Annotated in this window: 11 protein-coding genes; 9 read left to right on the forward strand and 2 right to left on the reverse strand. The window is 43.9% G+C overall.

What is annotated here, in order from left to right:
* Positions 1–58: 58 nt before the first annotated feature.
* On the forward strand, positions 59–2,623 hold the full coding sequence (gene glgP / locus IQ246_RS06065) for an alpha-glucan family phosphorylase (RefSeq protein WP_194001077.1): 2,565 nt from the start codon (positions 59–61) through the stop codon (positions 2,621–2,623).
* Between the two features lie 16 nt (positions 2,624–2,639).
* Here glgP and IQ246_RS06070 read toward each other — a convergent pair whose 3' ends face one another.
* Positions 2,640–3,389, reverse strand: a complete 750-nt coding sequence (locus tag IQ246_RS06070) for a DUF429 domain-containing protein (protein ID WP_194001079.1) — start codon at positions 3,387–3,389, stop codon at positions 2,640–2,642.
* Positions 3,390–3,806: 417 nt separating this feature from the next.
* Here IQ246_RS06070 and trpS point away from each other — a divergent pair, with 417 nt between their 5' ends.
* Entirely contained in the window at positions 3,807–4,826 is a 1,020-nt protein-coding gene (trpS, locus tag IQ246_RS06075) for a tryptophan--tRNA ligase (RefSeq protein WP_194001081.1), read from the forward strand.
* Positions 4,827–4,886: 60 nt separating this feature from the next.
* Entirely contained in the window at positions 4,887–5,816 is a 930-nt protein-coding gene (locus tag IQ246_RS06080) for a methylenetetrahydrofolate reductase (RefSeq protein ID WP_194001083.1), read from the forward strand.
* A gap of 61 nt (positions 5,817–5,877) precedes the next feature.
* Here the strand turns inward: IQ246_RS06080 and IQ246_RS06085 are convergent, their stop codons facing one another.
* Positions 5,878–6,093: a hypothetical protein gene (locus IQ246_RS06085; RefSeq protein WP_194001085.1), complete on the reverse strand. Its 216-nt coding sequence runs from the start codon at positions 6,091–6,093 to the stop codon at positions 5,878–5,880.
* 101 nt (positions 6,094–6,194) lie between these two features.
* Here IQ246_RS06085 and IQ246_RS06090 point away from each other — a divergent pair, with 101 nt between their 5' ends.
* From IQ246_RS06090 to ggt, 6 genes are all read left to right on the forward strand, one after another.
* A complete protein-coding gene (locus tag IQ246_RS06090; protein WP_244141938.1) occupies positions 6,195–7,412 on the forward strand; it encodes an efflux RND transporter periplasmic adaptor subunit in 1,218 nt (405 codons plus the stop codon).
* 134 nt (positions 7,413–7,546) lie between these two features.
* A complete protein-coding gene (devC, locus tag IQ246_RS06095; protein WP_194001087.1) occupies positions 7,547–8,785 on the forward strand; it encodes an ABC transporter permease DevC in 1,239 nt (412 codons plus the stop codon).
* 9 nt (positions 8,786–8,794) lie between these two features.
* Positions 8,795–9,472 (forward strand): DevA family ABC transporter ATP-binding protein, encoded by a 678-nt coding sequence (locus IQ246_RS06100; protein ID WP_194001089.1) that lies wholly within the window; start codon positions 8,795–8,797, stop codon positions 9,470–9,472.
* Between the two features lie 346 nt (positions 9,473–9,818).
* On the forward strand, positions 9,819–10,178 hold the full coding sequence (locus IQ246_RS06105) for a hypothetical protein (RefSeq protein WP_194001091.1): 360 nt from the start codon (positions 9,819–9,821) through the stop codon (positions 10,176–10,178).
* A 328-nt stretch (positions 10,179–10,506) separates the two neighbouring features.
* Positions 10,507–10,605, forward strand: coding sequence for a bluetail domain-containing putative surface protein (locus tag IQ246_RS31200; protein ID WP_370588456.1), 99 nt, complete (start codon positions 10,507–10,509; stop codon positions 10,603–10,605).
* 108 nt (positions 10,606–10,713) lie between these two features.
* Positions 10,714–12,429, forward strand: a complete 1,716-nt coding sequence (gene ggt, locus IQ246_RS06110) for a gamma-glutamyltransferase (protein WP_194001133.1) — start codon at positions 10,714–10,716, stop codon at positions 12,427–12,429.
* The last annotated feature ends 96 nt before the right edge of the window (positions 12,430–12,525 follow it).

Consider the following 12,525-nt stretch of genomic DNA (forward strand, 5'->3'; position numbering starts at 1 on the left):
CAACATTGGTAAAGACAGTAAACAATAACCTTAGCTAAACTTGGAGTTTTGCCAACCTATGCAGCCAATTCGTACATTCAACGTATCCCCTTCACTTCCGCCGCGACTCGAACCGCTGCGGCGGCTGGCACATAACTTGCACTGGGATTGGAACGTTGAAAGCAAAGATTTATTTCGCCGCTTAGACCCCGACCTGTGGGAGTCTAGCCGTCATAATCCAGTCTTAATGCTGGGTACTATCAGTCAAGCAAGGCTTTTGGAAGTTGTCGAAGATGAAGGCTTCCTAGCGCAAATGGATCGAGCTGACCGTCAGCTAGAAGATTATTTGCAAGAGCGCACCTGGTATCAGAAACAACGAGGACAGACGCCAAAGGAATGCTACGCATATTTTTCGGCTGAGTTTGGACTTGTAGATTGTTTGCCGGTTTATTCTGGAGGTTTGGGCGTTCTAGCGGGGGATCACCTCAAATCAGCCAGTGACTTGGGGCTACCGTTAGTCGGTGTAGGTTTACTGTACCAGCAAGGCTACTTTGCCCAGTACTTAAATGCCGATGGCTGGCAACAGGAACGTTATCCAATTAACGATTTCCATAATATGCCACTACATCTGGAGCGCAATCCCGATGGTTCAGAACTACGGATTGCAGTAGATTATCCAGGACGTAAGGTGTACGCCAGGATTTGGCGCGTACAGGTGGGAACTGTGCCGCTATATCTGATGGACACCAACATTGAACCCAACAAAGCTTACGACAACGACATCACAGATCAGCTATATGGTGGCGACATTGACATGCGTATCCACCAGGAAATTATGCTGGGGATCGGTGGCGTACAAATGCTCAAAGCTTTGGGGCTAAAAGTTACCGCCTACCACATGAATGAAGGTCATGCAGCCTTCTCTGCGCTAGAGCGTATCCGTCTTTTGATCCAAGAAGATGGGTTGAGTTATGCCCAAGCCAAACAAGTGGTGGCTTCTAGTAATATTTTTACCACCCACACGCCAGTACCGGCAGGAATTGACTTGTTTGCTCCCGACAAAATCTTGTACTACCTGGGGTACTATGCAGATATCTTTGACTTACCCAAAGAGCAATTTTTAGGGTTGGGGCGTGAAAATACAGGTGATTTATCCGGGCCTTTCAGTATGGCCGTGCTGGCTCTGAAGATGGCGACATTTTCTAACGGTGTAGCACAACTACATGGTGTAGTGTCCCGGCAAATGTTTCAGGGCTTGTGGCAAAAAGTGCCAGTAGAGGAAGTGCCGATCGCCGCAATTACCAACGGTGTCCATGCTCGTAGTTGTGTCGCCAAATCAACTCAAGAGTTGTATGACCGCTACTTAGGGCCCAATTGGTCATCAGCACCACCAGATAGCCAACTGTGGGAGCGGATGGAAGCCATTCCCGATGAAGAGTTGTGGCGGAATCACGAACGCTGTCGGTTAGACATGATTTTGTACGTGCGGGAGCATTTGGTTAAGCATTTGCGCGATCGCGGTGCTTCCCCCTCAGAAATTGTCCAAGCACAAGAAGTTTTAGATCCTTACGTTTTAACTATTGGCTTTGCTCGACGCTTTGCCACCTACAAACGTGCTACCCTCTGGATGCGCGATTTAGAACGCATCAAGCGGATTTTACTGGGCAACAAAGACAGAAAAGTACAATTTGTGATCGCTGGGAAAGCACACCCCAAGGACATTCCGGGTAAAGAACTGATCCGCGATATCAATCACTTCATCCACGAACAACACCTAGAAAAGCAGGTAGTGTTTGTTCCTAATTACGACATTCACATTGCTCGGTTGATGGTAGCGGGTTGTGACATCTGGTTAAACACACCGCGTCGTCCACGGGAAGCCTCTGGTACTAGTGGTATGAAAGCAGCAATGAACGGATTGCCGAATTTAAGTGTACTAGATGGCTGGTGGGATGAAGCTGATTACGTCCGCACTGGTTGGGCGATTGGACATGGAGAGAATTACGAAGATCCCAATTACCAGGATGAAGTAGAAGCAAATGCTTTCTATGATTTGCTGGAAAAGGAAGTTGCACCCTTATTTTATGAGCACCGGGATAGTGATGGTTTGCCCCGTCCGTGGGTTGCCAAAATGAAGGATGCAATTCGGTTGAATTGTCCCTTCTTTAATACAGCCCGGATGGTGGGAGAATACGCCGGGCGGGCTTATTTCCCAGCTAGCGATCGCTATCACACCCTGACAGTTGATAACTATGCCCCAGCTAAAGAACTAGCTGCTTGGAAAACAAAACTGGGCGCACACTGGTTCAACATCAAAATCAAAGATATTGACGTATCAGCAGTTTCAGAGATTGAAGTTAATCAAACTGTTGCCGTCAAAGCCAAAGTTGATTTGGCAACTTTGACCAATGATGATGTGCAAGTGGAGCTATATCAAGGTGCGATCGATGCCAATGGTGACATTGTGAACGCTATACCCGTGGTGATGGCTTACCAAGGAGAGGATACACATGGGTTAAGTATTTACACGGCAGACATCACATATACCACCTCTGGTTTACAAGGCTTGTCTTTGCGGGTATTGCCTAAACACCAATACCTGTCTAGTCCCTATGAACCAAGGCTGATTGCTTGGGCAGAATAATACAATGCTGAGTTTTTTAATACTCAATATTTAGCGCTGATTTGGGGATGACAATGTAACCAGTGGTGCGATCGCCTAGCACCAAGTTACGTTGCTCTCCCCAATACCACCAGTGTGCTGCCACATAAGCGCAGATTAGACTATCTAATTTGTCTTCAGCAGCTTTGAGGGCTGCGCCTGTGGTGGGGATTTCGGAAATGAACGAACTGCAAAGGTGTAAAGGACGCAAAGAAGGTTCAAGAGTGGGTAGAATCTCAAGAATGTAATTGTAGAGTTTAATTAATTCTAAGCGACGCTCATTCAGGCGTCCTTTTTTATATTTAAGGATGCGTTCTAAGGAGAATAGATTAACTATTGCTGGATGCGGAAATACTTCTATTTGATATCTGCCAAGTTTTTGCACTTCGATAATTGGTGCATGTGCAAAACCACGAGATTCCAATTCTAAGCCAAACTTAACAGTACGTTCTGCAAAGGCTAAGTTCTGGTTAGCTGGGTAACATCCCGCGTGATATTTACCAAAGTGCTTGTGGCTGAGTTTATCGGGTAGGCGACTTCCGGTAGCGTTGGGGATGAGAGTAGGTGCATCTACAGCAACGATGGCTGATTCATCTGGTTGTATGCATATATCGAGCCATCTAAAAATGTCTACAATGGCTTCTTTGCGATCTAGATCTAGTAGTTGAAGTTGTTTATTTGTCCATTCTAAGCAGCATAGTCCACTTGGCTGGGATTTCCAACCTAAGTCAATGCCAATAAATTTCATGATCGTAAACCTAAATGTGCGCTGATTATCGCATTTTTTTTGTTTGTATATTACAAGGTATCATCTGCTACTTTTGCAAGGAGGAAATGCTAAAAGACATTTACATTGCACAATCATTCATGAGGGCTGTCATGCGTCATTTGTCATTAGTCGAAAGTATTTACAAAGGACGCATGACAAATGATTAATAACGGTCTTAGCTAGTGAATGTGCAACTTAGACGCACATTAGCTTAGTAAATCTCTAATCTCTCAGCGGCGAGTTGACCGGGAAAATGTCAAAATTAAATGAGTTTTGCGTAGGCGCTTACTCCTGCAAAAAAGCAAGCTAAGCAGGGTGTCTCGTAGACAAGCGACTTGTCGCCAGACATCGCCACATTAACATAGCGCGGATTTGAGATAACTAAAGTTTAAATTTATGGGCAAGCAGCGTGTTCTTTCTGGAGTTCAACCAACAGGAAATTATCATCTAGGTAACTACTTGGGAGCCATTCGCAACTGGGTAGAAAATCAGAGCGAATACGAGAATTACCTCTTCGTAGCAGATTTGCACGCAATTACAGTCCCACAAGTGCCATACGACTCAACACGCTTGGCATCTGATACCTACACCCTCGTTGCGCTTTATCTAGCTTGTGGTCTTGATTTGAACCACTCAACTATTTTTGTGCAATCCCATGTTTCCGCTCACAGTGAACTCACCTGGTTGCTCAACTGCATCACACCTCTAAACTGGCTAGAAGACATGATCCAGTTCAAGGAAAAGGCTGTCAAACAGGGAGAAAATGTCAATGTGGGCTTGTTGGACTACCCTGTGCTGATGGCATCTGATATTTTGCTTTACCAGGCTGATAAAGTGCCAGTGGGTGAAGACCAAAAGCAGCACTTGGAACTGACACGAGATATTGCAGCCCGGTTTAATCATCAATTTGGCAAACCAGATCAGCCAGTGCTGAAGTTACCAAATCCTTTGATTCGCAAGGAAGGTGCAAGGGTGATGAGTTTAGCGGATGGTACGCGCAAAATGTCCAAGTCTGATCCTTCTGACTTAAGCCGGATTAATTTGCTCGATCCACCAGACCAGATTCAGTACAAAATTAAACGATGTAAAACTGATCCAATTCGTGGTTTGACTTTCGACGATCCAGAGCGTCCAGAGTGTAACAACTTGTTAACACTGTATATGCTACTTTCTGCTCAGACCAAGGAAGAGGTAGCAGCCCAATGTCAAGATATGGGCTGGGGACAATTCAAGCCATTATTGACGGACACAATAATTGCATCCCTGAAACCAATACAAGAAAAATATCAAACAATAACAGAGGACAAAGGCTATCTAGAGTCTGTGTTGCGTGATGGACGGCAAAAAGCCCAGGCGATCGCTAACCAAACTCTGGCACAAGTAAAAGCTGCTTTAGGTTATTCTGTGCCTCTATGAGGTTTCGCTTTCTGGTGCTATATGTTATGGGTGTATCCAGAGTCAGAAATACTCAATGTTATGCTTGATACGCAAAAACCAACTTATTTGACTGCCTTCCAAACAGCTGCTAAAGAAGGCAAATTCCTGATTACCGCCGAGGTTGCACCGCCAAAAGGTGGTAATCCAGCGCACATGATATCAATGGCGGCGACCCTTAAGGGGAGGGTTCATGCCGTCAATGTTACCGATGGTAGCCGCGCAGTGCTACGGATGTCTTCATTGATAGCTTCGGCAATTTTATTACAAAAAGGGATTGAGCCGATTTGTCAGATTGCCTGCCGCGATCGCAACCGCATTGGTCTGCAAGCTGACTTGATGGGCGCTCATGCTTTAGGTGTCCATAACATCTTAGCCTTGACTGGCGACCCAGTAAAAGCAGGTGATCATCCTGATGCCAAAGCCGTCTTTGACTTGGAAGCTGTGCGATTACTACAACTGATTCGGAAAATGAATCAGGGCGTTGATTGTAACGATAAGCCTTTGACTGATGGGGCGCTGGAATTATTCGCTGGCGCAGCAGTAGATCCGCAATGTGCCAGTTGGTCAGGTTTACAAAGTCGATTTGAACGCAAAATCGAAGCCGGAGCGCAGTTTTTCCAAAGTCAATTGATTACAGATTTTGAGCGGTTAGAAAAGTTTATGGACAAAATAGCCGCTGGGTACAAAAAACCAATTTTAGCAGGAATTTTCCTGTTGAAATCTGCCAAAAATGCTCAGTTTATTAATAGGTGTGTTCCGGGTGTAAATATACCAGAACACATTATTGATAGATTGGCACAAGCAAAAGATCCCCTTGAAGAAGGCATGAAAATTGCCGCCGAGCAAGTTCAAATAGCACGGCAATTGTGTCAAGGTGTCCACATGATGGCGGTGAAGCGAGAGGATTTGATTGCGCCAATTTTGGATTTAGCTGGAGTTGCGCCAGTTAATTTGATGGTAGTCAAGTAAACGAGTAATAGACTCAGGACTTACGCAAGTGTCATATTTTTTTCATTGAGGTTGTCCAGAGTCAAAGGTCAAAAGTCCAAAAAACCTTGATTCTTGACCGCCACTTGCTTCTCCTGTCAAAGACGCAAGCGGCGTTCAAGTCGGCAGAGCGCAAGGGCGCAGTGGCTCCCCTTGACCCTTGACTCTTGACTCTTATACCAGAAGCCTTGTGTGCCAGTTGCGTAAGTCCTAACTGAGTTTGTGATACATTCAACTGAGAGTCAGCAATTTTATTCATGGGGAACCTTATAAATACACCTGGAGTCTGTATTTTTTTGTAGGCGTTGCCTTTTAGCATATTTGTGGCTTGACATCAAAATAAAACATCTGCCAAAAGCTATGATGCTCCTATTAGCTGTGGTTCAGTTTCAGCAAGGTGTATCTGTCGTACTTCGACAGTGTGTTACTTACACAACCATCATCAGTCTTGCCACATTATCTGTCGCTTGCGGTTCTATACAGGCACAAAATAATCCTCGTGATGCTCCGGTAAAGACTGAAGTTGCTACCTCAAGTCGGGTAGTAGCTTTAGGAAAGTTAGTACCAGAAGGAGACGTGATTAAGATTTCTGTAGTCAATGCCCAAGATAGCCGTGTTAACCAAATCCTGGTAAAGGAAGGTGATTTGGTCAAGGCAAATCAGGTAATTGCTATTCTCCAAGGACAAAATAAAGCCGAACAACAACTCAGGGATGCTCAGGCAAATGTGACAATTAAGCGATCGCAATTGCTTAAAATTCAACAAGGTGATTTTAAACAGGGAGAAATTGTTGCCCAACGTGCTGCTATTACTGAATTAGACGCTCGCTTGCGAACTGAAACCAAACAACGACAAGCAACCATCGCCCAAGCCCAAGCAACTATCCGTAATACTCAGTTGCAATATCAACGCTATGTGATTTTAGCTCAGGAAGGAGCTATCAAGCGCTCTGAGCTAGACGACGCCCAAGAGAAATTTGATCGAGCAAAAGCAGTTCTTTTACAAAATAGAGCCGAATTAGACAACACCACATCCACCTTACAAGCACAACTTGCTAAAGAAAAGGCAAATCTGAAGCGATTACAGGAGGTGCGTCCCGTTGATATTGAGATTGCGAAAGCTGAATTAGAGCAAGCCCAAATCCAGGTAGAACAGCAAAAAGCTCAATTAGAAGATTCACAAGTGCGAGTTCCGCTTGCTGGTCAGATTTTGCGGCTTAATACCCGTGTTGGAGAACAGGTAAACACCCAAGAGGGAATTGCAGAGTTGGGACAAACAAAACAGATGTATGCGATCGCAGAAGTCTACGAAACTGATATTGTCAAGGTGCGTCTAGGACAACAAGCAATAATTAACAGCGAGTACGGCGGCTTTAGTGGCGACATCCGGGGTAAGGTTGATCAAATTGGTCTGCAAATTGGTAAAACCCGCCTCAATCAAGACCAAAATAACCCAACTAACGATGTCAATGCTCGTGTAGTGGAAGTTAAAATCCGCATTGATCCAGAAGATAGCCCAAAAGTAGCCACTTTAACTGGGATGCAAGTGCGAGTCAAAATTGACGTTGCGGCTTCCTAAAGTATGTCCTAACCATTAGTAAAATCTTCTCCTTCTAATGTTTGCGTGCTTCTCTACGAGACGCTCTGCGTTGGCGGAGCCTCTGGTAGAAAAGGTTAAAGGTAATTTGTTACCCAAATCACAAACCTGCAATCATGAAATTACCCCCGCTCAAATTCTTTTTTAACAATTTCCAATTAGAAACTCCCCTAGCTTGGTCGCAATTGTCTCATCAAAAAGTGCGCTTAGCTGTAGCAACCACAGGCGTGTGCTTTGCCAATATTCTAATGTTCACTCAGCTAGGACTCCTAGCAATGCTAACAGAAGGAACAACCAGACTTCATGAGAGTTTAGCAGGAGACTTATTATTAGTATCCTCATACAGTCCTAGTTTACAGTTTAGAATATCTTTTCCACGTGCTTACCTTTATCAAGCAACTGCGGTAGATGGTGTCTCTGCTGTCAGCCCTGTCTATATTAATAGGGCAAATTGGGTAAATCCCAATCAGTTATCTAAACCGAGTAACTCTAACCAAAAAATGCCTCGCAGACGGGGTTTCTTTGGTAACGAAGTTAGGATTATTGCTTTCAATCCTGCTCATCCTTCTGTGTTGAAATTACCAGAAGTGAATCAGCAACTAGCAAAATTGACTGCACCAGATACGGTGTTATTTGACCGTCTATCCCAACCGTCTTTAGGTGAAATACCTCAATTGCTTGCTAAGAAATCAGAGTTAGCAACAATCATGGAAAATCGCCGCACTTATGTAGTTGGACTTTTCAGCATGGGTAGCACCATGAATGATAAAGGAAACGTAATTATGAGTGACTGGAATTACGCTCAGCGCAATGGTCAAGATAGCCTCGACCAAGCGCGGCTAGGGGTAGTTACCCTTGAAAAAGGCGCAAATATAACCGCAGTCCAAGCAAAACTGCGTCAACGTCTTCCGTCAGAGGTGGAGGTATTTACTCATCAAGAATTAATTCAACGCGAGCAGCAATTTTACAGTTCACAGCCAGAGGGAATCATCCTCAAGTTTGGTACGATTGTTGGCTTTGTTGTTGGGGTAATTATTCTCTATCAAGTCCTTTACTCTGATGTTAGCGATCACCTGTCAGAGTATGCCACTCTCAAAGCTATGGGTTATGGCGATCGCTCTCTATTATTAGTAGTACTACAAGAAGCTGTGATTTTGGGTGTAATGGGATTTATCCCCGGCTTTATCGCCTCAGTTGGTATTTATGAATTACTCGTAACACTCACGCGAATTCCTCTGGCGATGAAGGCGAGTGTTGCTATTCAAGTGTTCATCCTGACTATTGTAATGTGTGCCGTTTCTGGTGCGATCGCCACTACTAAACTCCGTTCCGCCGATCCGGCGGATGTGTTTTAGGAGTAATTTATGGAACCGACTGTCGCTGTTAGCAACCTCAATCATGCTTTCGGTCAAGGGGTTTTGCGTAAGCCTGTGCTAAGTAATGTGGATTTGGTGATTTATCCGGGGGAAATTGTCATCCTCACAGGCCCTTCTGGTGGTGGTAAGACGACATTACTGACACTAATTGGCGGATTGCGATCGGTGCAAGATGGAAGCCTGAAAATCCTCGGTCAAGAACTACGGGGTTCTAGCAAAAAGCAGTTAACTCAAGTGCGGAACCAAATCGGCTTTATTTTCCAGCATCACAACTTACTTAAGTGCCTTTCTGCCTATGGTAATGTCCGCATGTCCCTAAAGCTACATCCAGAAATTCCCAAACAGGAGTATCGACACCGCGCTATAGCCATGTTAGCAGCTGTAGGATTAGGCGAGCTTGTGGATAATTACCCAGACAAATTATCGGGCGGACAAAAGCAACGAGTGGCGATCGCTAGGGCGTTGGTTGCTCAGCCCAAATTGGTGCTAGCAGATGAACCTACCTCATCACTAGACAGCAAAACTGGTCGCGATGTCGTTGATATTATTCAACGTCTTGCAAAAGAAGAAGGTTGTTCAGTTCTACTTGTAACTCACGATGCCCGTATTTTAGATATTGCCGATCGCATTGTTCACATGGAAGATGGACGGTTACAAAGAAAATGAAGATTATGACTGTATCTTAGATATAAAATTTACAGAAATAACAAAATGGTGTTATAAAAAATCTACCAATTTTAGATTATTGCTGTTTTAATCAGAGAAGCAGTTTCAAGTATTATTGGCTCTATTATTTCTTACCTCTGTAGCCACTTATACACTAATTAGAAATCATTTCGTATTGATTTATTTACTGTTAGCGACTTTAATTAGGGACTTACAAATTAAAAAACATTCATAAATCTCATACAACAATTCTCTCTATTCTTCATCTTTCTGTGCCCTCTGTGCCTCTGTGGTTAGTTTTCTTGGATAATTTATTTCTTAGAAATCCCTTATCTATTAAAAACCAATGCTGAAATCAAAAATCAGAAATTTTTTAGATTATCACTATGGTAATTCACGCCCAACAGTTGACGAATTGTCTGAGTGGTTAAGTTCTTCTGAAGTGAAAGACTGGGTTAAATATAAGCTTCAAAATATTTGCCCTGATTGGGAAGTTATGTTTGATAAATTAAAGACTGAATTTCTTAAAGATATTCATTATCATTGGTGTATTGAAAATAGACAATACTCCTATGTATGTTTAGGTATAAATCATCATAAATTGGTTTTGTGGGTAGCATTGAGCGAAGGAAAAGTTTTTCATACTCCAGATTGTCCTATTACATTTAAGGTTTTTCGAGAAAATAAACGCAAAATGGCAGTGTGAGTTTTAAGGTGATTAAACCTCACCTAAAAATTGGATATAAATGTTGAAGAAACAACTTTTATTCTTTAATTGCGTTTTGCGATCGCCACAGTCATTGCTCTGAAGCTTATTAATCGCTCAATGCCGATGGCAACCTGACATCTGTAGCCAATCAAGCGGCGACGTTTAGTGTAGGTGTAGCTACAGATGTAATATATGGTAATGGGCGAATGATTCTACTATAGGAATCATATTTGATTTCTGAAAAAAATTCAGTACATCTTTATTACTTCTTCTCCATGCCCCATGCCCCATTCTCCATTCCCTGTCTCTACGAGTCAGTTCACGAATCAAATCGGATTACTATAGTGGATTTGACGCTAAAACTGACGCCATCATTGAGATTACTGGTTATAGCGGTAATTTAGGTGCGCTGTTTATTGTTTAACCTGAGTTAGCTCAACTAGGCTGAAGGTAGTTAGACTTGTCCAAAAATTTTACGTCTGCTCAAATTAAACGTTTACACCCATCTACGATCGCCTTAGTTACCAACTCCATGCAAGTGGCTATCGCTTTTTTCTCTTTTAGCGTTCTGCTTTACAGTCAAGTCGCATCAGCAGCCTTGACTTTACCCCTACGCACCAAAAAGGGAATGGTGGTATCGGCTCATCCCCTCGCAAGTGAAGCAGGAATTTCGATGTTACGCAAAGGTGGTAACGCAGTTGATGCAGCTGTAGCCACAACTTTTGCTATTTCTGTAGTCGAGCCTTTTTCGGCGGGAATTGGCGGCGGTGGCTTTTTATTGATGCATTCTCAGAAAACTGGGGAAATCAAAGCCTTAGATTTCCGCGAACGCGCACCCCTGAAAGCTACAAGAAATATGTATCTGGATGCACAAGGTAAGGTGCGTCCAAATGCCAGTGTAAATGGTTATTTAGCCGTAGCGACACCAGGAACAGTGGCGGGACTTTATGAAGTGCATCGTCGCTATGGTAAGCTATCTTGGCAAGAGGTGGTAAAGCCTGCGATCGCTCTCGCTAAGGATGGCTTTATCCTTAGTCCTCAAGTTAGTTGGCGTTCGATCTCAGAGTACAAAAACCGCAAGCAAGCAATTCTCGACAATCCGGCGGCGCGGGCAATTTTTATTCGCAATGGCGAATTTTATCAACCAGGGGAGAAGCTGGTGCAGCGTGACTTAGGACGCACATTATCAGCAATTGCTCAGAATCCCCAAAGTTTTTATACCGGAAATATTGCTCAAGCGATCGCTGCCGATATGGTTAAAAACGGTGGTTTAATAAGTTTGGAAGACCTGAAAGCCTACAAAACAATTTGGCGGACTCCCGTTTGTGGAAATTTCCGCAAAGCTAAAATTTGTTCAATGCCACCACCATCATCAGGAGGTATTCACCTATTGCAGATATTAAATATTATTGGTGACACTGATTTAAAATCTTTAGGTTGGCATCATCCCGATGCTTTACATTTGATGGTAGAAGCAATGAAGATTGCTTACAGCGATCGCTCCCAATATTTAGGCGATCCAGATTTTGTCAAAGTTCCTGTACAAGAACTGCTCAGTCCAGCATACGCCAAAAAACGCCGTCAAGAAATTAATATGAAAGTGGCTAGACCCTCGACCGAGATCAAGCCAGGACTCAATACAATTCCAAATTCAAAATCCTCTGAATCTAATGAAACTAGTCACCTTACTGTTGTGGACGAACAACGTAATGCTGTGAGTTTGACTTTCACGATTAACTTGGGATTTGGGGCTGGTGTGGTGACACCAGGAACCGGGATTTTTCTCAACAACGAGATGGATGATTTTGCAGCTGCACCAGGAGTACCTAATGCTTTTGGTTTAGTTGGCAACGATGCCAACAGCATTGCACCTCGCAAAACTCCCTTATCCAGCATGACTCCCACAATTATCACAGAAAATGGACGCCTCCGCATGGCAGTGGGTGCGCCTGGAGGTAGCACCATCATCACCCAAGTCTTGCAAGTTATCCTGAATGTGCTGGAATACAACATGGATGTCGGTGCTGCGATTTCTGTCCCACGCATACATCATCAATGGCTTCCAGATGAGTTCCGCTCAGAATCCTGGAGTTTGGATGCTCTAACTCTGCAAGAATTACGCCGTCGAGGACACAATATTAAGGAAACTACTCCTTGGGGTAATGCTAACGCGATCGCCGTGACAACGGATGGAACTTTAGAAGGAGCGGCTGATCCCCGTGGTGAAGGTTCCCCTAGAGGGTGGTGAGCGGGAGTGGAGGAGTGGAAGAGTAGAAGAGTGGATTGAAGGAGGCAGGAGGCAGGAGGCAGGAGGCAGGAGGCAGGAGGCAGAAGGTTTTTTTAA

This window comes from aff. Roholtiella sp. LEGE 12411 (genome assembly GCF_015206995.1).
Taxonomy (GTDB): Bacteria; Cyanobacteriota; Cyanobacteriia; order Cyanobacteriales; family Nostocaceae; genus Komarekiella.

Bases quoted from the DNA above. Each gene is read 5' to 3' on its own strand.
- IQ246_RS06070 (WP_194001079.1), bottom strand. From the start codon at position 3,389: ATGAAATTTATTGGCATTGACTTAGGTTGGAAATCCCAGCCAAGTGGA.
- IQ246_RS06100 (WP_194001089.1), top strand. From the start codon at position 8,795: ATGGAACCGACTGTCGCTGTTAGCAACCTCAATCATGCTTTCGGTCAA.
- IQ246_RS06105 (WP_194001091.1), top strand. From the start codon at position 9,819: ATGCTGAAATCAAAAATCAGAAATTTTTTAGATTATCACTATGGTAAT.
- ggt (WP_194001133.1), top strand. From the start codon at position 10,714: ATGCAAGTGGCTATCGCTTTTTTCTCTTTTAGCGTTCTGCTTTACAGT.
- IQ246_RS06085 (WP_194001085.1), bottom strand. From the start codon at position 6,093: ATGAATAAAATTGCTGACTCTCAGTTGAATGTATCACAAACTCAGTTA.
- glgP (WP_194001077.1), top strand. From the start codon at position 59: ATGCAGCCAATTCGTACATTCAACGTATCCCCTTCACTTCCGCCGCGA.
- trpS (WP_194001081.1), top strand. From the start codon at position 3,807: ATGGGCAAGCAGCGTGTTCTTTCTGGAGTTCAACCAACAGGAAATTAT.
- IQ246_RS06090 (WP_244141938.1), top strand. From the start codon at position 6,195: ATGATGCTCCTATTAGCTGTGGTTCAGTTTCAGCAAGGTGTATCTGTC.
- devC (WP_194001087.1), top strand. From the start codon at position 7,547: ATGAAATTACCCCCGCTCAAATTCTTTTTTAACAATTTCCAATTAGAA.
- IQ246_RS06080 (WP_194001083.1), top strand. From the start codon at position 4,887: ATGCTTGATACGCAAAAACCAACTTATTTGACTGCCTTCCAAACAGCT.